The sequence below is a fragment of the Streptomyces sp. NPDC005266 genome, from assembly GCF_040607655.1.
Lineage (GTDB): Bacteria > Actinomycetota > Actinomycetes > Streptomycetales > Streptomycetaceae > Streptomyces.
This window is the reverse complement of sequence record NZ_JBEXHC010000007.1, coordinates 27,000-47,119: the sequence shown is the minus strand read 5'-3', so window position 1 is coordinate 47,119 and position 20,120 is coordinate 27,000. Positions and strand designations below refer to the sequence as shown.

Below are 20,120 nucleotides of genomic sequence, written 5' to 3'. Positions count from 1 at the left end.
GCCATCAAAGCCGCCAGCCCACCCAAGGGCGCTCCCGCCGGCGATGTCACGGACGTCGCCGTAGAACTCCACGGAATCACCAAGCGGTTCCCCGGAGTTGTCGCCAACCACGACATCGACATCACCGTGCGCCGCGGCACCGTGCACGCCCTCGTGGGCGAGAACGGCGCCGGCAAGTCGACCCTGATGAAGATCCTCTACGGGATGCAGCGCCCGGACGAGGGCACCGTCGCGATCGACGGCCGGACCGTGGAACTGCACTCCCCGGGGGACGCCATATCCCGCGGAGTGGGCATGGTGCACCAGCACTTCATGCTCGCCGACAACCTCACCGTGCTGGAGAACGTCGTCCTCGGCGCGGAGAAGCTGCACGGCATCGGCGGCAGGGCACGTGCCCGGATCAAGGAGATCTCCGACGCCTACAGGCTGAACGTCCGCCCCGATGTCCTCGTCGAGGACCTCGGTGTGGCGGACCGTCAGCGCGTGGAGATCCTCAAGGTCCTCTACCGGGGCGCCCGTACGCTCATCCTGGACGAGCCGACCGCGGTGCTCGTCCCGCAGGAGGTCGACGCGCTCTTCGACAACCTCCGCGAGCTCAAGGCCGAGGGCCTGACCGTCCTGTTCATCTCCCACAAGCTGGGCGAAGTCCTCTCCGTCGCCGACGACATCACCGTCATCCGCCGCGGTACGACGGTCGCCTCGGTCGTCCCGTCCGAGACCACCCCCCGCCGGCTCGCCGAGCTGATGGTCGGCAGCGAGCTGCCCTCCCCGGAGACCCGCGAGTCCACCGTCACCGACACCGACATGCTCACCGTCGACGGACTGCGGCTCACCGCCACCGATGTGGACGGCGTGGAGCGGGCCGTGCTCGACGGCATCGGTTTCACCATCCGGATGGGCGAAGTCCTCGGCATCGCCGGGGTGGAGGGCAACGGCCAGGCCGAACTGGTCGAGGCCATCATGGGCATGCGCGACCCCGACGCCGGCACCATCACCCTCGACGGCACCGACATCTCCCACGCGCCCACCCGCAAGCGGCGCGAGGACGGCATCGGCTACATCCCCGAGGACCGCCACCGGCACGGGCTGCTGCTGGAGGCCCCGCTGTGGGAGAACCGCATCCTCGGCCATGTCACCGAGGAGCCCAACAGCAAGAGCGGGCTGCTCAACCCGGCCGCCGCGCGCCGTGACACCGAGCGGATCGTCGCCGAGTACGACGTGCGCACCCCCGGGATCGAGGTCACCGCGGCCTCGCTGTCCGGAGGCAACCAGCAGAAGCTGATCGTCGGCCGGGAGATGAGCCACCACCCCAAGCTGCTCATCGCCGCGCACCCCACGCGCGGTGTGGACGTCGGCGCACAGGCGCAGATCTGGGACCAGATCCGCACCGCGCGCCGTGAGGGCCTGGCCGTCCTGCTGATCTCCGCCGACCTGGACGAGCTGATCGGCCTGTCCGACACCCTGCGGGTCATGTACCGCGGCCGGCTGGTCGCCGACGCCGACCCCGCCACGATCACCCCGGAGGAGCTGGGCTCGGCCATGACCGGCGCGGCTTCCGGCCATCTCGAGGGCGCGGCCGACGCCGAGGCCACGGCTGAGGCCACGGCTGAGGCCACGGCTGAGACCACGGCTGGGGGAGAGGACCGATGAAGAAGATGGACAAGGAGCGGGTGCTCCTCGCGGTCGCGGCCCCGGTGCTGGCGCTCGTCGCCGCCTTCCTGGTGACCGCGCTCGTCCTGCTGGCCACCGGCAAGGAGCCGTTCAACGCCTTCGGCGTCATGTTCGAGTACGGCCTGAAGTCCGACAGCCAGGTCTACATCCTCAACAAGGCGACGACGTACTACCTGGCGGGGCTCGCGGTGGCCATCGGCTTCCGGATGAACCTCTTCAACATCGGCGTCGACGGCCAGTACCGGCTCGCCGCCTTCTTCGCCGCCGCTGTCGGCGGCGCGCTGAACCTGCCGGGCCTGGTGCAGATCCCGCTGATCATCCTGGTCGGCATGCTCGTCGGCGCCATGTGGGCGTCCATCGCCGGACTGCTGAAGGTCTACCGCGGCGTCAGCGAGGTGATCAGCACCATCATGCTGAACGCGCTCGCGGGCATCCTCATCAGCTATCTGCTGGTCGACGGGCGCCTGGGCGTCCTCGACAAGCAGACCAACATCGTGGCCACCGAGCCGCTGCCCGCCTCCAGCCACTTCTTCACCATCCCGGCCGGCGGCGACCTCGACCCCGTCTGGGGCTTCATCGTCGTCGCGGTGCTCGCGGGCCTCGGCTTCTGGTTCCTGCTGGGCCGCACCCGGTTCGGCTTCGACCTGCGCGCGGTGGGCCGCTCGGAGTCGGCCGCCCAGGCCAGCGGCGTCAACGTCAAGCGCATGGTGCTCACCAGCATGGTGCTCTCGGGCGCGATGGCCGGTCTGGTCGGCATGCCGACCCTGCTCAACGACACCCACCAGTTCACCTCCGACTTCCCGGCCGGCCTCGGCTTCACCGGCATCGCCATCGCCCTGCTCGGCCGCAACAACCCCGTCGGCATCGGCCTGGCCGCCGTGCTGTGGGGCTTCCTGGAACGGGGCGCCAACCGCCTGGAGTTCGAGGGGTACGACAAGGAGATCGTCGGCGTGATGTACGGCGTCATCGTCCTGTGCGTCGTGATCGCGTACGAGCTGGTGCGCCGCTACGGGCTCAAGCGCCAGCAGCAGAGGGTCGGCGCGGAGCTCGCCGCCCAGGCCAAGGCCGCCAAGGGCCAGGGCACGGACAAGCAGGACACGACGGAGGTGGCGTGAGCGACGCACGCGAGGCCTCCGGGCCGCAGACGACAACGATGGCCGCGCCTTCGTGCCGAGCGGGCGGAGAAGCGAACGGAGATACGCCATGAGTGCCACGGTGACCACCACCAAGAGCACGACCACGCCGGGTAAGGGCAACAAGCCCGCCTCCCGGATGTCCCTCGCCACGATCCTGCTGATCGTCGCCGGGGCACTGGTCGCACTGTCCGTCCTGCGGGCACTGGCCTCCGCCGCCCAGCAGGGCGACTTCAACAACATCACCTCCTCCGGCCAGATCGGCGCCGCGCTCTCCATGGCCGTGCCGATCGGCCTCGCCGGGCTCGGCGGGCTGTGGGCCGAGCGGGCCGGAGTGGTCAACATCGGCCTTGAGGGCATGATGATCCTCGGCACCTTCTTCGGTGCCTGGGCGGGCTACCAGAGCAACCCCTGGGTGGGTGTGCTCGCGGGTGTCCTCGGCGGTGCCGTCGGCGGCCTCGTCCACGCGGTCGCCACCGTCACCTTCGGCGTCGACCACATCATCTCCGGTGTCGCGATCAACATCCTCGCCCTCGGCGCCACCACCTATCTGGCCAAGCGCTGGTTCGAGCCGCTGTCCGACATCGGCGGCTCCCCCAAGCAGTCCCCGCAGGTCGACGACATCCCGTCGTTCACCGTGCCCGGCCTCTCCGACTGGCTGGCCGACCTGGAGAACCACCACTGGTTCCTGGTCTCGGACATCGCGGGCGTCCTCGGCGGCCTGGTCACCAACATCTCGGCGCTGACCATCGTCTCGGTCCTGCTGGTCGCCGGCAGCTTCTTCGTCCTTTGGAAGACCTCGTTCGGGCTGCGGCTGCGGTCCTGCGGCGAGAACCCGACGGCGGCCGAATCCCTCGGCGTGAACGTCTACTTCTACAAGTACGCGGCCGTCGTCGTCTCCGGCGGCCTCGCCGGGCTCGGCGGCGTCTTCCTCGCCCTCGTCCGCTCGCACATCTACAACGAGGGCCAGACCGGCGGCCGCGGCTACATCGGCCTCGCCGCCATGCTCTTCGGCAACTGGCGGCCCGGCGGGCTCGCCATGGGCGCCGGCCTCTTCGGCTACTCCGACGCCCTCCAGCTGCGCAACGGCGGCGCGACCGTCCACGCCCTGCTGCTGCTGATCGCGCTCGGCCTCGCTCTGCTGGCGGGCCGGCGGATCTTCCGCAAGAGTTATGTCGCGGGCGCGGTGTCCGGCGCCGCGGCCGTTGCCCTGGTCCTCTGGTACGCCCTGACGGACACGGTGCCCAACGACCTGGTCAGCGCCACGCCGTACATCGTGACGCTGCTGGTCATGGGGCTCGCCTCGCAGCGGCTGCGGATGCCCAAGGCGAACAACAAGCCCTACCGGAAGGGACAGGGCACATGAGCACACCCGCGGTGGCGGCACCCGACTGGGAGTCGCTGCGCGCGCAGGCCCGGGACGCGATGTCCCGGGCCTACGCCCCGTACTCCCGCTTCCCGGTCGGCGCCGCCGCGCTCGTGGACGACGGCCGCACGGTCAGCGGCTGCAATGTGGAGAACGCGGCGTACGGCGTCGCGCTGTGCGCCGAATGCGGACTGGTCTCCGCCCTCTTCGCCACCGGCGGCGGCCGGCTCACCGCCTTCACCTGCTGCGACCGCGACGGCGCCGTGCTGATGCCCTGCGGCCGTTGCCGCCAGTTGCTGTGGGAGCACGGAGGCCCGGAGCTCCAGGTGGACACGGCGACCGGCATCCGTCCGCTCGCCGAGCTCCTCCCCGACGCCTTCGGCCCCGCCGACCTCGAACGCCTCGGTGCCGACGGCTGACCGACCGGCGCCGACGGCTGACACCCAACGAAAGGCCCCGCACCCCGCCATGCCCGCCTTCCCCACCATGGACGCCATCTCCGTCATCCGCGCCAAGCGCGACGGCGGCCGCCTCAGCGACGCTCAGATCGACTGGATCATCGACGCCTATACGCGCGGCGAGGTCGCCCACGAGCAGATGTCCGCGCTCGCGATGGCGATCTTCCTCAACGGCATGGACCGGGCCGAGATCGCCCGCTGGACCGCCGCGATGATCGCGTCCGGGGAGCGGATGGACTTCTCGTCCCTCCTCCGGCCGACCGCCGACAAGCACTCCACCGGCGGCGTCGGCGACAAGATCACCCTGCCCCTGGCGCCCCTCGTGGCCGCCTGCGGCGCCGCCGTACCGCAGCTGTCCGGCCGCGGCCTCGGCCACACGGGTGGAACTCTCGACAAGCTGGAGTCCATCCCGGGCTGGCGCGCCCTGCTCTCGAACGAGGAGATGCTGGACGTGCTGCGCGACGTCGGCTCCGTCATCTGCGCGGCGGGCGACGGCCTGGCCCCGGCCGACAAGAAGCTCTACGCGCTGCGCGACGTCACCGGCACGGTCGAGTCCATCCCGCTCATCGCGTCGTCGATCATGTCGAAGAAGATCGCCGAGGGCACCGGCTCGCTGGTGCTGGACGTGAAGGTCGGCTCCGGCGCCTTCATGAAGGACATCGACGCCGCCCGCGAACTGGCCACCACCATGGTCGGCCTGGGCACCGACCACGGCGTCCGTACGGTCGCCCTGCTCACCGACATGTCCACCCCGCTCGGCCTGACCGCGGGCAACGCCCTCGAAGTGCGCGAGTCGGTGGAGGTCCTGGCGGGCGGCGGACCGGCCGACGTCGTCGAACTGACCCTCGCCCTCGCCCGCGAAATGCTCGACGCGGCAGGCCTGCCCGACGCCGACCCGGCCAAGGCCCTCGCCGACGGCTCCGCCATGGACCACTGGCGCCGCATGATCGCCGCCCAGGGCGGCGACCCGGACGCCCCGCTGCCCACCGCCCGCGAGCGCCACGTCGTCCCGGCCGCCGAGACCGGCGTCCTCACCCGCCTCGACGCCTACGCGGTCGGCGTCGCCGCCTGGCGCCTCGGTGCGGGCCGCGCCCGCAAGGAGGACCCGGTGCAGGCCGGCGCGGGCGTGGAGATCCACGCCAAGCCGGGCGAGCGGGTGACGGCGGGCCAGCCGCTGCTGACCCTCCACACGGACACCCCCGAGAAGTTCGGCTACGCGCTGGAGGCACTGGAGGGCGCCGTGGAGTACGCCCCGGCGGACACCGCGTTCGCCCCGTCCCCGATCGTCCTGGAGCGCATCGCCTGACGGATCACGCGGGAAGGGGCCGTCCCGCCGCACAGCGGCGGGACGGCCCCTTCGGCCTGGGCGGTGAGGGGCTGGGGTGAGGGACTACTGCACGTCGACGAAGTCGCCCGTGGCGTTCACGGCCGGGGTCGTCGAGGTGCCGGCGAACGCGTAGCGCCAGTAGCCGTCCGTGGACGCGGTGACCGTCGTCTTCAGGCTGCCCGTGCTGCTCGACGTGATCGTCTTGACCGTGGAGTAGGTGCTGCTCCCCGCCTTGCGGAACTGCAACTTCACGGACTGCTTGGTGTAGCCCGCGTAGGCGGAGGTGTCCCAGTTCGCGCGGGTCAGCGCGCCGGTGACCGTGATGGTCCGGCCCTTCTTGACCGGCTCCGGCGAGGCGTTGACGGTCAGCTTCGACAGACGCTGCACCTTGGCGGTGCCGTAGAAGTCGTTCCAGTAGTAGTCGCTCCCGTCACCGGCGAGCGCGCTGGCCGTCACATGCCAGGATCCCGCGAGGGAGTTCACCAGGTCGACCTGCGGGTCGACCGTGATGGTGAGCTTGCAGGTGGACGTGGTGGCGCTGGACGCGGTGCAGGTCGCCTCGTCCTCATTCGGGACCAGGTAGCCGTCGAAATCGTTGTCCGGGTCCGTGCCGTGCCACAGGTCGACGAAGGCGTCGGAAATACCGGAGGGATGCGAGGCCGTCACCGAGACGGTGACCGTCTTCGGCGACGTGGTGCCGACGACGATGTCCTTGCCGCCGTTGATCGTGACCTTGCTGATGGTCGGCGCGGCCGTGGCGCCGGTGGCGCGGAACCCTGCCTTCGACGACTGGATGCCGAAGCGCGAGGCGGCGTCCGGCCTGGCCGTCCCCTGATCGGCCTGTGCGGCGGGCACGGCGAAAGCAGCGAGGGCCAGCGCGCCGGAGACGGTCGCGGCGGCCATGGTGGCACGCATGTGCATGTGTTCCCCATTGTGGAGAAGGGGCCCCACGGTGCGGATGTCGTCACGCGGGGCCTGAGTGACCTGGGAGTCTGTTGACTCGCGAGATCAGACACGCCCTCTTCGCGGCCAGTTGTACGGCCGGTGAAGTCTTTGCGGACGCTTTGCCAAGGGCGCTGGCCCGTCGCGCTTTCGGACCACGGCGTGGCCGCCGTGCCTGTCGTAGGGCAGCCACGGCCAGGGACTGTGGCCCCTGCTGTTGACTGCCCATATGAGCATTCATTCGAAACGGACAGGTACGCGGGGATCGGTCTAGATGAGGCGATTTCACGACGGCGACTCGGTCGAGGAGCTGACCTTCCTCCTTCACCGTGCGTACGCGGACCACGCGGCAGCCGGGCGGTCTTCTTCGCCTCCTACCAGTCTCCACAGGACACCCGACACAGACGGAGCAAGGGCGAGTGCTGGGTCGCCACCAAAGGTGACGACCTGGTCGGGACGGCCACCGTGTCAGCCCCTCACACCACGCCCACCGGGTACCCCGCACCCGAGGGGGCGGGGTCCTTTTGGCGGTTGGCCGTGGATCCGTCACAGCGGGGAAGCGGGCTGGGACACCGGCTCTTGACGCTGGCAGAGGCCAGCATCGCTACGCTCGGCTCGTCGCACACCGTCATCGACACTTCCGCGGCGGCGGATGACCTCCTTGCCTGGTACCGCCGACGCCGATACACGCCGATCGGGACGTGGCAGTGGGGCGTCACCAACTACGACAGCATCGTCCTGGCAAAGAATCTGTCGGCGAGCCTGGACACCCCCTGAGATCCATCGTCCGCGTCCGGCCTAGTACTCCAGCCCTAGATCGTGATCAGGCTGCCTGTCAGGAGCCTGGCGAGGGTCAGGTCATCGGGTGGATCGCCCGGTGCTCCATGGTGAAGCTGTGGAAGTAGAGATCGCGAAGGAGGCCGAGTTCGGCACTGTGGTGGGCAGCTTCGTCCAAGGCGTGGTGAGCCAGCTGCAGGTAGCTCTCGTGAGCGTAGGGACCGGCGATGGGACCCATAGGCTGAAGAAGGTGGTCATCGCCGAGGGATTCGACGTGGTTGCGGAATCGGGACCAGTTGTCCGCCACTGCCTGGACGCCTTCGGCCGCCGTGCCCGGCCACAGGTGCCGGTCGACGTCCTGGACGTCGTCACATGTCACCGCCGAACGCGACCGGTGCCTGGGCTCCGGCCAGTGCGCGATGCTCAGCCCGGAGGTGTTCGACCAGGACGAAGAGGGTCTGGTCGTCGTCCTGGTCGAGGAACCGGCCGAGGACCTCTTCGAGGAGTACTGCGGGCCGTCGACCTGTGCCCGTCGCGCTCGTTGCGCGTACTCGACTGACGGGCCACGGCCGACCGGCTATCCCTTCCGCGTGAACCAGCAGGTGCGATCTTCTTCCTCGAACCGCATCCTGGTGAGGGCACCGTCGGGCGATCGGGTGAAGAGGAGCGAGAAGAGGGTCCTGTGGTGTTTCAGGTCGAGGGAAGGGGGCGGGGCGCCCTTCCCTCCGCGATACAGGTACCACTGGCCGCTCCCGCTGAGCCGCCGCTCGTCGTGCGGTCCCTCTCCTGACGGGAATTCGGCGAACGTGAAGTGACCGTTCCTCGCCACATCGAGAGTGGCGCCGCAGTCACCCCTCCAGTGACCGATCACGGCCGAGGACGAGACAGGTGCCAGACGTTTCTCCTGGCCGGCGCACCCGGTGACCGACCCGAGCAGGGTCGTGCATGCCACCGCCGCGACGGTCCATCTGATGGACACCTGTCTCATCTCCTACGTCCCCGAAGGTTTCGAGGAGGTCGTGGGTGACCGGGGCTGGACGAGGTCATTGGCTGCTCCAGTTCGCCGACAGACGCGGCCACCGCTGATCATCGGCGTGTGAAGACTAACGATCTTGTAGTAGCCGCAGGTCACAGCGTAGTGCCTGCCCGGTGGCAGGCGATGTTCGAGAGCCTGATGGACCGGATCGCAGGACGATTCAGCCGGGTCGAACCCAGGCGTCGAGCGGGGAAGTTGGTGCTCGGGCTGATGTCGGACCTGCCGCGCAAGAACTGCTGGTCGATCGCCGAGTGGGCCGGGGAGGCGAGTCCGGACGGCATGCAGCACCTGCTCGGCCGAGCCAGGTGGGACGCCGACGCCGTGCGTGATGACGTGCGTGAGTACGTACTGGAGCAGCTGCACGACGAGGACGCGGTGCTGGTGGTCGACGAGACCGGGGATGTGAAGAAGGGCACGCACACCGTCGGTGTCCAGCGCCAGTACACCGGCACCGCCGGCAGAATCGAAAACGCGCAGGTCGCCGTTTATCTCGTCTACGCGGGCCGCCGCGGGCACGCGGCGGTGGACCGTGAACTGTACGTTCCGCGCTCGTGGACGTGCGACCCGAACCGCTGCCAGGCAGCCGGGCTCGGCGACGACACCGTATTCGCGACCAAGCCGGAGCTGGCCGCCCGCATGATCGGCCGGTTCTTGGACGCCGGGCACCGCGTGGGCTGGGTCACGGGCGACGAGGTCTACGGCGGCAACCCGAAGCTGCGGTCCGCGCTGGAAGAGCGCAAGGTTGGCTACGTGCTCGCCGTCGCCTGTTCGGCCGAAGTCACCACCGGTGCGGGAAAGTTCCGCGCGGACGCCTTGGCCGCGAAGGTGCCCAGACGGGCCTGGCAGAAGGTGTCGGCAGGGGCCGGCGCCAAGGGGCACCGCTTCTACGAGTGGGCCGTCATCGACCTGACCGAAGAACGGCCCGGCAGTCGCCGGCTGCTGATCCGCCGTAATCGCACCACCGGTGAACTGGCCTACTACCGCTGCTTCTCACCCGCCCCGGTGCCCCTGGCCACCTTGGTCCGCGTCGCCGGATCAAGGTGGCGGGTGGAAGAAACCTTTCAGGCCGGAAAGGGCCTGGCCGGACTGGACGAGCACCAGCTACCCCGCTTCACCTCGTGGTCCCGCTGGGTCACCCTGGCCATGCTCGCCCACGCCTTCCTCGCTGTCGTGCGCGCCGACGAACACGACCGCCATCCCGCCCCCCACGGGCTGATCCCGCTCACCTGCAACGAAATCCAGTGCCTGTTCACGAACTTGTCGTCCGGCCTGTGCACGACGTGGCCCACCGGCTCCGCTGGTCCGCCTGGCGATGCCGCCACCAGGCCCGAGCCCAGGCCAGCCATTACCGCCGACAAGCCGCGAATCAGACATGAAGATCACGTTCTACGGCTGGAGTACCAGATCCCCATGCCGGCGACTTTGGCCGATCGGTCGCCGCTCAGCGGTGGACCGGGACGCCGGATCGGCACATGTGCCGCGTACGGGTGTCCCACATCCACCGGGTGCGGGTAAGCCACCGGTATTGGGCCTGGGTCAAGTGGCTACTGAGGCCGGCGCAACGGTGCGAGCGCGCTCGTGAAGTTCCCGTGCCGTCGTGTTTTGAGGTGGGGTTGGATCAGCCCGAACATCGTGCGGATGCGTTGATCGACCCGGCCGCTTTGCACCAAGGCGTACTCATCCAGCGCCTCGTGCCATGTGGCGCAGGCCGCCTCCAGGTGGCCGAGTCCCATCTGGAACTCGGCCAGGGTGAGGCGCTCCTTCACCCGTGACCGTCGATAGACGTCGTAACACAGGCGGTCGGATTCCTGCATGGCCTCCACCGCCCCCGGTAAATCGCCGAGTTCATGTCGCACATGGCTGATGTGGTAATGCAGGGATGAGGGGTCGTAGGAACCGAAAGCCTTCTCTCTGGACTCGGCCTCTTCCATGGCTGATTCCGCCTCGGCGAGATACCGCAGTGCGTTGGCTCGGTCGCCGAGCTGAGCCGCCGAATGCGCCTGCTGCCCTGCGAGAAACGCCCTCATGCGCGGCCCTGCCTGTGGAGATGCCGCAGCCGCTGAGTCAGCCAACCGCATGGCCGTGTGCCCATGACCCAGATCAACCGCCTGCACGCTCATCCCGCGCAGCGTCGTGCAATACGTCAGATGGTCGTCCGCCGCCCCGGCCAGTTCCAGCGCCTTGAGGTAGTACTGCTGAGCCAGGCCCTGCAGCCCTTCATCCACTGCCATGTATCCCGTGAAATAGCAGAGGTCGGACGCGGCTGAAATCATCGCCTTACGGACCGGTTCCGGGGCGTCGGCACTGAGGTAGGGCGTCACGGTGTTGACGAGAAACGCGGCGGCCATCGGGCGTGCGTGGCGACCGCCGAACTGGTCGTCAAGCTCCGAGATGCGCTCGGTCATGGCTATGACCGTGTTGACGTCATTCACCCCGATACGCCGCGTCCGGCCGGTCTGGGCGGCCTCTAATCGACCCACTACATCGGGCCAGTTGGGCACGGTCACCGCGACGGAGAAGAGACTCATGCCGAGGATGCTGCGACGTGAGGGGTCCATATCCTGCCTCCCGAGGTCGACCAGCCCTTCCACCGTACTCGGGCGGGCGTTCGAATCATCGGCAGTCACAGGGAATCCCGCCTCCACGTGCGTGATCGGCCGATGCAGCTTGCGTGTCAGCGCTTCCAAGATGAGCAGGCGCCGTTCCTCATTCGGGACATGCCCCTTGAGCCACGCGTGAACGGTCTGTGGGCTGTACGCCGTCGGGGTCCCGCGCTCCGTGCCGACGCGGTTCACGGCTTGCGCGAACTGGCGCAACGTCCACCCTGTCTCGCGGTAAAGCCGCTCAAGGCCCTGGTTCGGCACCCGGTTGTCCATGCCCTCAACCCTCCACGCCCGCAGAGCTTTTGAAGCTTTTGAAATCTGCTGCGGTTGCCGGAGCTGCGGAGCGCCTGCTGAATGGCGCAAACGCCCCGAAGGGGGCCGTCGCGCCGGGCTGCGGCGTGACGCCCCCTTCGGGCGTGCCTGGGCCGTTGGCTCAGGGCTGTTCGGCGATGCGGGTGGCGATGCCCTTGACGACGGTGACGTCCGCGTGGACGCCGCCCTTCTTGACCGCCGCGTCGAGTTGGTCGAAGGTGCAGTCGTTGGACGTCTGGCCCTCGGGGTCGCCGCAGATGGTGCCGGCGCCCACGATCTCGGTGTCGTCGGCGACGAAGAACGCCTTGTTCTGGACGATGTACTTGCCGGGCGCGAGGTAGGTCAGGGCGCCCGAGAACGTGCCATTGGTGGCCTTGCCGTTGGAGGAGCCACCGTTTGAGGCCCCGCCGTTCGACGTGCCGCCGTTGGACGAGCCGCCGTTCGAGGTGCCGCCGTTGGACGAGCCGCCGTTCGAGGTGCCGCCCGTGGAGCCCTTGGAGCCGCCGCCGTTGGACGAGCCGCCCGATGAGCCGTTCGACGACCCGCCCGTCCCGCCCGACGACCCCGCCGACGGGTCTTCCACGATGCGGTCGGCGATGCCCTTGGTGACCTTGACCTCGGCCGTGACGCCGCCCTTCTTGACCGCCTTGTCCAGCTGGTCGAAGGTGCACTTGGTGGTGGACTGGCCCTGGGCGCTGCCGCAGATGGTCCCGGCGCCGAGGATCTGGGTGTCCTCGGCCACGTAGAACATCTTGTTCTTCACGGAGTACTTGCCGGGTGCGACGTAGGTCAGGGCGCCGACGAAGGTGCCGTTGGTGGCCTTGCTGCCCCCGGCCTTGCCGGGGGCGGCCGGGGCGGAGGACGACGACTTGCCGGATCCCGAGTCGGCGGCGTCGGACGGCTGGCAGGCGGTGGCCAGCAGAGCCGCGGACACGAGCAGACCGGCGCTGGCGAACGTACGGACGCGGGAGCGGATGGCACGCATGGGAAGAACCTTCTTCGTCAACAGTGGAGTGGAGTAGCGCCGGCGAGGTGCTCGCTCGGTCTGATACTCAGCCTGCCGATGACGGCTGCCGTTCCATTAACGCGCCGCTAACGAACCGCTGACGCCGCCCACTTGGCCTTTACCCGCCCGCCGGGGACGAGCGAAGGGGCCGCCCCGCCGGACAGTGGCAGGGCGGCCCCTTCGGGCTTGTGCGGGTCGCGAGGGTCGTACGGGTCGTACGGGTCGTACGTACGGGCTCGCGGCGAGGCGTTACGCGCGGGCGGGCACCCCGCGCAGCTCCCGCCGCGCGGACTCCGCGCACCGCTCGGCCTTCGCCTTGCGCGTCGCGTACAGCGTGATCGCCGCCGCGCCGGCGACCGCCGCCAGGCCGATGGCGACCGTGCCGCCCCAGCCGGCCGCGTGGAAGGCGAGCGCGCCGAGCGCGCCGCCCGCGCTGCTGCCCACGTAGTACGACGCCTGGTAGAGCGCCGCGGCCTGGGCGCGCCCGGTCCTGGCCGTACGGCTCACCGCCGAGGACGCCGCCGCGTGGCCCGCGAAGAAGCCGGCGGTGATCAGCACCAGGCCGAGCAGCACCGCGGCGATCGAGTCGAGCAGAGTCAGCAGCAGCCCGGCCGCCGTCGTGGACACGGCCACGTACAGCGCGCCGCGCCGGCCGAGCCGGCCGACCAGCTTGCCGGTCGCCGCCGAGGAGACCGTGCCGACCAGGTAGATCAGGAAGATCGAGCCGATCATGCTCTGCGAGAGGCCGAACGGCTGGGCCACCAGGCGGTAGCCGATGACCGTGTAGACCCCGCCGAAGACCGTCATGAACAGCGCGCCGATCGCGTACAGCCGGCACAGCAGCGGATTGGCCAGATGCCCCGTGACGATGCGGGCCAGCGCCCGCGGGCTCACCGCGGCCGGGGTGAAGTGCCGCGCCTTGGGCAGCAGCAGCCGGAAGGCGACCGCGCACAGCAGCGCCATCGCGCCGACGGCGGCCAGCGCCATCCGCCAGCCCCAGGCGTCGGCCACCCAGCCGGTGAGGATCCGGCCGCTCATCCCGCCGACGCTGTTGCCCGCGACGAACAGCCCGATCGCGCCGACCAGCGCCTTGGGGTGCACCTCTTCCGAGAGGTACGCCATCGCGGAGGCCGGGATCCCGGCGAGCGCCGCGCCCTGGATGGCGCGCAGCCCGATCAGCCAGTTCAGGTCGGGGGCGTACGGCACCAGGAGGGCGATCACCACCGCGACCGTGAGCGAGCCGGTCATCATCGCGCGCCGCCCGAATCGCTCGGACAGCGCGCTCAACGGCAGCACCGCAAGCGCCAGTCCGAAGGTGGCCGCGGAGACGCTCCAACTGGCCTGATCCGGCTGGACGTGCAGCTCGTCCGAGATCGCGGGCAGCAGCGCCTGGGTCGAGTAGAGCAGGGCGAAGGTCGCGAGCCCGGCGGTGAAGAGGGCGAGCCGCATCCGGAGGTAACCGGGCCGGCCAGGGCTCAACTGCTCGGCGGCGGGGGCGGGGGCGGAGGAATCGGAGCCGGGGGCGTCCACAGGGTGTGTTCCCGTGGACGCCTCGGTATCTGCAGCAGGCATGGTTCCACCGTAGGTATCATCAGCTGATGCGTCCAATGCATGGAATTGAGAAAATCAATCCAGTAGGGCATGAGTAAAGGTCAGGGTCGTCCGTGTCGCGCATCAGTTACGAAAACGACATTCCGGTGACGGCCGATATCGAGGCCGAGTCCTGGGCTGCGGCCCTGACGCCGCGCCTCGCCCAGTTCGCCGCCGTCGCCCGCCACGAGCACGTCACCCGGGCCGCGCAGGAGCTCGGGGTGCCCCAGTCGACCCTCAGCCGCGCCATGGTCCGGCTGGAGGAGGACCTGGGCGTCGCCCTCTTCGCCCGCCGCGGCCGCACGGTGGCGCTCACCCCGGCGGGCCATACGTTTCTGCGGTCCGTCGAACGGGCCCTCGCCGAGGTCGACCGCGCCGCCGAGTCCGTACGGGCCGATGCGGATCCGGCGGCCGGGCGGGTCTCGTTCGGCTTCCTCCACACCCTCGGATCCGAGACCGTACCGGAGCTGATCCGCGCCTTCCGCGTCGACCATCCGCGCGTGCGCTTCCAACTCGTCCAGAACTACGGCGAGGCGATGATCGAACGGCTGCGGGCGGGCGGCCTCGACCTCTGCCTGACCTCGCCCGTCCCCGACGCCCCCGACCTCGTCGCCCGCCGCCTCGACGAACAGCGGCTGCGGCTGGTCGTCCCGGAGGACCACCGCCTCGCCGGCCGCCGCCGCGTCCGCCTCGCCGAGGCCGCCTCGGAGCTCTTCGTCACCCTCGAACCGGGCTACGGCCTGCGCCGCATCACCGACACGCTCTGCGCCGAGGCGGGCTTCACTCCGAAGATCGCCTTCGAGGGCGAGGAGGCGGAAACCATCCGTGGCCTGGTGGCCGCGGGCCTTGGCGTAGCCCTCCTGCCTCCGCCCGCCGTCCCCCGCCCCGGCGTGGCCGAACTGACGGTCACCTCCCCGCGCGCCGCCCGGGAGATCGGTGTCGCCTGGCTGGAGGGTCATCACGACACGCCCCCGGTGGCGGCCTTCAAACGCTTCCTGCTGAGCCGCCGCGGCCAACTCCTCGACTGAGCGGATGCGGTGAAGTTCGCCGCTGATCCCTCGCCGTTCGGCCTGGCGCCGAGGGCTTGGGCGCCGAGAAGGATCAGCACTTGACTTCACCGCATCCGCTCAGGGACCTCCGGTGGTGCGCGTCCCGGGCCCGCCGGGTCCGGCGGCCCCGGGGTCCCGGCCCATCCGTTCAGCGCCGCAGGTTGGCCCCGAACCCCACCGCCAGCGGCATCCGCAGACCCAGCGGCGGCGGAGCCGCCAGCGCGTCGGCGACCGGGCGGGAGTAGCCCGCGGCGAAGAGGGAGCCGAGGAGGAAGTCGACAGCCAGCGCCTGGACCTCGGAGCGGTGCTGGTGGAGACCGTGGCCGTCCGTGTGGACCTCGAAGCGGCACACATCCCGGTTGATCTTCTTGGCCCGCTCCGCCAGCCGGTAGGACAGTTCGGGGTGGGCCCGCTCGTCATTGGTGCCGTGGGCGATCAGCACCAGCCGTCCGGTCAGCTGTTTCACCGGTTCGGGTGAGGGCTGGGTGTCCGGCTCCGGCAGCCATGGGGCGAGCGCCAGAACCGAGCTGACCGCCGGGTGGCCGGCGGCGCGGAGGGCGGCGCGGGCGCCCATGCCGTGGCCCGCGAGGCAGATGGGGACGTCGCCGTAGCGCCGTACGATGTCCTCCGCCGCCCATTCGGCGTCAGTGGCGGGGTCGGCGGCGGCCCCGTTCCAGCCGCGGTACCGGTAGTGGACGACATGGGCGGTCAGTCCCTCGCTCCGGCCCGCCCGGACCATGCGGCGGGCGAGCGGCAGCACCGCCGCGGTGGACAGCCGGGAGGGCCGCCGGGTTCCGGCGGGATCCGCTCCGGGCAGCAGCAACACCACCCCGTGCACGGTCTCTCGCGCGGCGGCCGCGCCCATCGGCCGCCCCAGCCGTGCGCCCCGTTCGGGCAACGCTTGCTGAGCCATGGCAAAACGATCGCAGAAGGAGTGGTGTACTCCACTACCTCTGCGGGTCACTGTTCCGTATCTATCCCCCGAGGTATCGCCCCCGTTCTACGCGCGTAGGGGCTATGGTGCGCAGATGACGAGCGAGCACAACCACCAACCCACCCCCGAACAGATCCGTCGCGCGCCCAAGGTGCTGCTGCACGACCACCTCGACGGCGGGCTGCGCCCCGGCACGATCATCGACCTCGCCCGGGAGACGGGGTACGACGCGCTGCCGGAGAGCGAGCCGGACAAGCTCGGGCTCTGGTTCCGCGAAGCCGCCGACTCCGGGTCGCTGGAGCGCTACCTGGAGACCTTCTCGCACACCTGCGCCGTCATGCAGACCCGGGACGCGCTGGTCCGGGTCGCCGCCGAGTGCGCCGAGGACCTCGCCGCGGACGGCGTCGTCTACGCCGAGGTCCGCTACGCCCCCGAGCAACACCTCGAACAGGGGCTGACCCTGGAGGAGGTCGTCGAGGCGGTCAACGAGGGCTTCCGCGAGGGTGAGCGGCGGGCGCGCGAGAACGGCCACCGGATCCGGGTCGGCGCCCTGCTCACCGCGATGCGCCACGCGGCCCGCGCGCTGGAGATCGCCGAGCTCGCCAACCGCTATCGGGACCTCGGCGTGGCCGGCTTCGACATCGCGGGCGCCGAGGCGGGCTTCCCGCCCACCCGCCATCTGGACGCCTTCGAGTATCTGAAGCGGGAGAACAACCACTTCACGATCCACGCGGGCGAGGCCTTCGGGCTGCCGTCCATCTGGCAGGCGCTCCAGTGGTGCGGTGCCGACCGGCTCGGCCACGGCGTCCGCATCATCGACGACATCGAGGTCGCGGACGACGGCTCCATCTCGCTCGGCCGGCTCGCCTCGTACGTCCGGGACAAGCGCATCCCGCTGGAGCTGTGCCCGACCTCCAACCTCCAGACGGGTGCGGCCAGTTCGTACGCCGAGCACCCCATCGGGCTGCTGCGTCGGCTGCATTTCCGCGCCACTGTTAATACGGATAACCGTCTAATGGGTGGTACGAGTATGAGTGCTGAATTCCAGCATCTTGTATCAACGTTCCACTACACGCTGGACGACATGCAGTGGTTCACGGTCAATGCCATGAAATCAGCCTTCATTCCTTTTGGTGAACGTCTCGCGATGATCAATGACGTGATCAAGCCTGGGTATGCTGAATTGAAGTCCGAATGGCTGTTCCGGCAGGTGGCCTCCGAATCGGCTGTGACCAGGGGTTCTGCCGCCAAGGACAGCTGATCGTACGGACGGATCAAAGGGCTCGGCCGATCTTCGGGAAGCGATTTCCCGCGTTTGCGGGCAGCCGAAATACATGGCTACGTTTCCGTATCGGTCAAGCCCCCGTCTCAAGGACAGATTTCTGATGAAGCAGGGAACCATCAAGACCCTCGGCGCGATTGCCCTCGGTGCTGTCGCCGTCATTGCCGGAGGCGGCACCGCGTCCGCGGTCAGCAGCGCCCCGGTCCCCGGAGGCTCCGCGAGCAGCGGCGCCCCCAGCGGCGCCCCCACCTCGCAGCTCCCCGCGACCGGGCAGCCCGCCGGCAAGCCCGCGGCCGCCAAGCCCCAGGGTCAGGGCATGCTGGGCCAGCTCCCCGCGCTCAGCAGCCTGCCGACCGGCAGCATCCTCAAGCTGGGCTGATCCTCCGCTTCGGCACACGGCCGGGCCGCACATCCGCAAGGGTGTGCGGCCCGGCCGTTCCGTATGCCAGGATCACGCCGAGATGTGCCGCGGTGCACCGGTGCCGCGACGCACTGGCAGCGACGGCGGGAGTACCTCCTCATGCGGGTAAGCGCGACCGGTCTGATGACTCTGCTGGCCACACCCGTCCTGGTGCTGGCCACCTCCTGCAGCGGCGGTTCGGGCGATGGCGGGGACGCCAAGGCCACCCCGTCCGCGGATCGGAGCCCGCGGGCCACCAAGGCCGCGTCCCGCCTGGAGCGGGCGGCGCTGGCCCAGGGCGATCTGAAGGGCTACCGGGTCACCAGCCGCAAGGCCGGGAACTGGGCCGGCGGCCGGCCGAAGGCCCGCGAGAGCAGATGCCAGCCGCTCGCCGACTCCACCGGGGACAAGCCGAGCCCCGGCGCGAAGGAGACCGTGCGGCGCGGCGTGAACAGCCTGAAGGTCCCGTACAAGGGCATCACCGCCGGACTCAGCACCTATGGCACGGCAGCAGGTGCGAAATCGTATCTGCGCGACCTCAGGACCGCCGTGACGGCCTGCTCGGGAGGGTTCGCCACCACCCTCAGCGGCCAGACCGTCAAATACGGCCAGGTGCGCTCACGCCGGGCCGACCCGGCGGGCGACGACATCCTCGCCTACCGGATGACCGCCCTGGCCCAGGGCGCGAAGATCCCGCTCAACTTCGTGGTCATACGGTCCGGCCCGACCATCGCCTTCTTCGCGGGCGTGGACCTCAAGCGGTTCACGGACTTCCCGCCGCCCCGCACCCTCATCGACAAGCAACTGGACAAGCTGGGGAAGCTGCCGAAGGACAAGCGCTGAGTCACCACGCCTCGCGGTAGCCGTCCTCCGCCGGAAGCAGGATCCACAGCGCGATGTAGAGCAGGAACTGCGGCCCCGGCAGCAGACACGAGACCAGGAAGATCACCCGCATCGTCGTCGGGGTCGTCCCGAAACGCCGGGCGAGACCGGCGCACACACCGGCGATCATCTTGTTGTGGCGGGGGCGAACCAGTGGGGCGGCCATGGTGGTGACTCCTCGTCATATCGCTCGGCTGCGTACCGTTGACTCCTGGTACCCGGGAAGCTTTTCCCGATGCCCTCAACGCTAGGTCCGCCGCCCGGACGAGGCGTCCCTCCACGGTGCGATCCCGACCCTGGCCATCGTCGGGGTCCCGCTCCGGAGACCCTCGTCTCTGGGGAGGGCACCCGCCCGACCCCACTCCGCCCGGTGGCGGAGCCGCACCCGTACGGCGGGTGCCACCCACCTGCGCGAGCCCGGCCCCGAGCAGCGTGCCGGACGACCGCTTCACCGCCTTCCGCACCACAAGCCGCCCGCCCCTCAAGGGCTCGGCATTCGACCCGGACTCCGCCCGGCGCCCGTACCGCCTCACCCGGGATCTGGTGAGTTCGGATCAGGGGCGGTGGCGCTAAGCGGTTACGGCGAAGTCAAGTGCTGATCCTTCTCGGCGTCCAAGCCCTCGGCCAGGCCGAACGGCGAGGGATCAGCGGCGAACTTCACCGCATCCGCTCAGGTTCGCCAGCCGGACGAGGCGTCGCTCCATGGGGCGATCCCGACCCTGGGAATGTTCGCGGTCACCGTCTGGACGGCCTCGTTCCGGGGGAGGGCGGCCGCCCGGGTCCGGTTTGCCCGGCGGCGGAGTCGCGCCCTGACGGCGGGCACCACCAGCACATGCGCGAGCGCGACCCCGAGGGTGTTCAGGAGCAGCGCGTCGACGTTCAGGATCTGCCCGGTCACCTCGCTGCGCAGCAGCGCGACCGTCAGGGACGCCATGGCCCCGGTGAAGACCGTCCGGACCAGGGAAGCGAGCGGGTACCCCTCGATCCGGCCGCCCGCCAGCGGCAGCAGCACGCCCAGGGGCGCGAGCAGCAGCAGTCCGCCGCCTATCGACCGGACGGCCGACCAGGGGCTGAGTGCCAGATCGGCACGGATGGTGGCGAGCGGCTCCAGGGGTGCAGCCGACACCCAGGGCACGGTCACGGGGCGCAGGATCAGCCAGCAGACGAACGAAAGGTGTGCGACGAGGAGGACGAAGCCCACGACGCGGTAGCGAAAGGCGGCTCTGCGGCCGAAACGACCCTGCACGCCAGATAGGACGCCGTGCGCGGGCGGCGCGGTTCCGGCCGCGCCCCGCTGGTCAGACCTTGTTACCGAGTGGTCTTCTACCAGGAACGCAGGGCGTACGGCCGGT

The 20,120-nt window shown here is 69.9% G+C and carries 17 protein-coding genes and 3 pseudogenes; 12 read left to right on the top strand and 8 right to left on the bottom strand.

The features are described from left to right. The first annotated feature begins 3 nt into the window (after nt 1–3). The 5 genes from ABZU99_RS15855 to ABZU99_RS15835 all read left to right on the top strand — a co-directional run bounded on the left by ABZU99_RS15855 (nt 4) and on the right by ABZU99_RS15835 (nt 5,934). Nucleotides 4–1,650 carry an ABC transporter ATP-binding protein gene (locus ABZU99_RS15855; protein ID WP_356047646.1) on the top strand — a complete coding sequence of 549 codons (1,647 nt, stop codon included), beginning with the start codon at nt 4–6 and terminating at the stop codon, nt 1,648–1,650. Then, complete coding sequence (locus ABZU99_RS15850) at nt 1,647–2,786, top strand: ABC transporter permease (RefSeq protein WP_356047542.1); 1,140 nt, start codon at nt 1,647–1,649, stop codon at nt 2,784–2,786. Before ABZU99_RS15855 ends, ABZU99_RS15850 begins: the two co-directional genes overlap by 4 nt. 88 nt (nt 2,787–2,874) lie before the next feature. Continuing rightward, entirely contained in the window at nt 2,875–4,170 is a 1,296-nt protein-coding gene (locus tag ABZU99_RS15845) for an ABC transporter permease (RefSeq protein ID WP_356047540.1), read from the top strand. Further along, the gene (locus ABZU99_RS15840; RefSeq protein WP_355946615.1) at nt 4,167–4,589 is read left to right on the top strand and encodes a cytidine deaminase; all 423 of its coding nucleotides are present in this window, start codon (nt 4,167–4,169) and stop codon (nt 4,587–4,589) included. The genes ABZU99_RS15845 and ABZU99_RS15840 overlap by 4 nt, the downstream gene beginning before the upstream one ends. 67 nt (nt 4,590–4,656) lie before the next feature. After that, nucleotides 4,657–5,934 (top strand): thymidine phosphorylase, encoded by a 1,278-nt coding sequence (locus tag ABZU99_RS15835; RefSeq protein WP_356047644.1) that lies wholly within the window; start codon nt 4,657–4,659, stop codon nt 5,932–5,934. Between the two features lie 84 nt (nt 5,935–6,018). Here ABZU99_RS15835 and ABZU99_RS15830 read toward each other — a convergent pair whose 3' ends face one another. Beyond that, the gene (locus ABZU99_RS15830) at nt 6,019–6,876 is read right to left on the bottom strand and encodes a DUF5707 domain-containing protein (protein ID WP_356047538.1); all 858 of its coding nucleotides are present in this window, start codon (nt 6,874–6,876) and stop codon (nt 6,019–6,021) included. Nucleotides 6,877–6,999: 123 nt separating this feature from the next. On the opposite strand from ABZU99_RS15830, the gene ABZU99_RS15825 reads away from it, so the two are divergent. After that, nucleotides 7,000–7,674 (top strand): GNAT family N-acetyltransferase, encoded by a 675-nt coding sequence (locus ABZU99_RS15825; protein WP_356047536.1) that lies wholly within the window; start codon nt 7,000–7,002, stop codon nt 7,672–7,674. 76 nt (nt 7,675–7,750) lie between these two features. On the opposite strand, the gene ABZU99_RS15820 is transcribed toward ABZU99_RS15825, so the two are convergent. Further along, entirely contained in the window at nt 7,751–8,053 is a 303-nt protein-coding gene (locus tag ABZU99_RS15820) for a hypothetical protein (protein WP_356047534.1), read from the bottom strand. 40 nt (nt 8,054–8,093) lie between these two features. On the opposite strand from ABZU99_RS15820, the pseudogene ABZU99_RS15815 reads away from it, so the two are divergent. Together ABZU99_RS15815 and ABZU99_RS15810 are read left to right on the top strand one after the other, a co-directional pair. Next, nucleotides 8,094–8,233: pseudogene (locus ABZU99_RS15815) on the top strand (ferredoxin). 615 nt (nt 8,234–8,848) lie between these two features. After that, nucleotides 8,849–10,086 (top strand): annotated as a pseudogene (locus ABZU99_RS15810) (IS701 family transposase). A 160-nt stretch (nt 10,087–10,246) separates the two neighbouring features. Here the strand turns inward: ABZU99_RS15810 and ABZU99_RS15805 are convergent. From ABZU99_RS15805 to ABZU99_RS15795, 3 genes and pseudogenes are all read right to left on the bottom strand, one after another. Next, nucleotides 10,247–11,586 (bottom strand): annotated as a pseudogene (locus tag ABZU99_RS15805) (tetratricopeptide repeat protein). 160 nt (nt 11,587–11,746) lie between these two features. Then, nucleotides 11,747–12,610 carry a hypothetical protein gene (locus ABZU99_RS15800; protein ID WP_356047532.1) on the bottom strand — a complete coding sequence of 288 codons (864 nt, stop codon included), beginning with the start codon at nt 12,608–12,610 and terminating at the stop codon, nt 11,747–11,749. Nucleotides 12,611–12,880: 270 nt separating this feature from the next. Next, the gene (locus ABZU99_RS15795) at nt 12,881–14,203 is read right to left on the bottom strand and encodes an MFS transporter (protein ID WP_356047530.1); all 1,323 of its coding nucleotides are present in this window, start codon (nt 14,201–14,203) and stop codon (nt 12,881–12,883) included. A 119-nt stretch (nt 14,204–14,322) separates the two neighbouring features. Here ABZU99_RS15795 and ABZU99_RS15790 point away from each other — a divergent pair, with 119 nt between their 5' ends. Then, nucleotides 14,323–15,249 carry a LysR family transcriptional regulator gene (locus ABZU99_RS15790; RefSeq protein WP_356047642.1) on the top strand — a complete coding sequence of 309 codons (927 nt, stop codon included), beginning with the start codon at nt 14,323–14,325 and terminating at the stop codon, nt 15,247–15,249. 169 nt (nt 15,250–15,418) lie between these two features. Here the strand turns inward: ABZU99_RS15790 and ABZU99_RS15785 are convergent, their stop codons facing one another. Next, complete coding sequence (locus tag ABZU99_RS15785; protein ID WP_356047528.1) at nt 15,419–16,183, bottom strand: alpha/beta hydrolase; 765 nt, start codon at nt 16,181–16,183, stop codon at nt 15,419–15,421. Nucleotides 16,184–16,298: 115 nt separating this feature from the next. On the opposite strand from ABZU99_RS15785, the gene ABZU99_RS15780 reads away from it, so the two are divergent. From ABZU99_RS15780 to ABZU99_RS15770, 3 genes are all read left to right on the top strand, one after another. Further along, on the top strand, nt 16,299–17,465 hold the full coding sequence (locus ABZU99_RS15780) for an adenosine deaminase (RefSeq protein ID WP_355946632.1): 1,167 nt from the start codon (nt 16,299–16,301) through the stop codon (nt 17,463–17,465). 124 nt (nt 17,466–17,589) lie between these two features. Further along, on the top strand, nt 17,590–17,865 hold the full coding sequence (locus tag ABZU99_RS15775; RefSeq protein ID WP_355946635.1) for a hypothetical protein: 276 nt from the start codon (nt 17,590–17,592) through the stop codon (nt 17,863–17,865). A 141-nt stretch (nt 17,866–18,006) separates the two neighbouring features. Beyond that, entirely contained in the window at nt 18,007–18,729 is a 723-nt protein-coding gene (locus tag ABZU99_RS15770) for a hypothetical protein (protein WP_356047525.1), read from the top strand. 1 nt (nt 18,730) lies between these two features. On the opposite strand, the gene ABZU99_RS15765 is transcribed toward ABZU99_RS15770, so the two are convergent. Both ABZU99_RS15765 and ABZU99_RS15760 read right to left on the bottom strand, forming a co-directional pair. Next, the gene (locus ABZU99_RS15765) at nt 18,731–18,934 is read right to left on the bottom strand and encodes a PspC domain-containing protein (protein WP_355946641.1); all 204 of its coding nucleotides are present in this window, start codon (nt 18,932–18,934) and stop codon (nt 18,731–18,733) included. 504 nt (nt 18,935–19,438) lie between these two features. After that, on the bottom strand, nt 19,439–20,014 hold the full coding sequence (locus tag ABZU99_RS15760) for a VanZ family protein (protein ID WP_355946643.1): 576 nt from the start codon (nt 20,012–20,014) through the stop codon (nt 19,439–19,441). Nucleotides 20,015–20,120 lie beyond the last annotated feature (106 nt).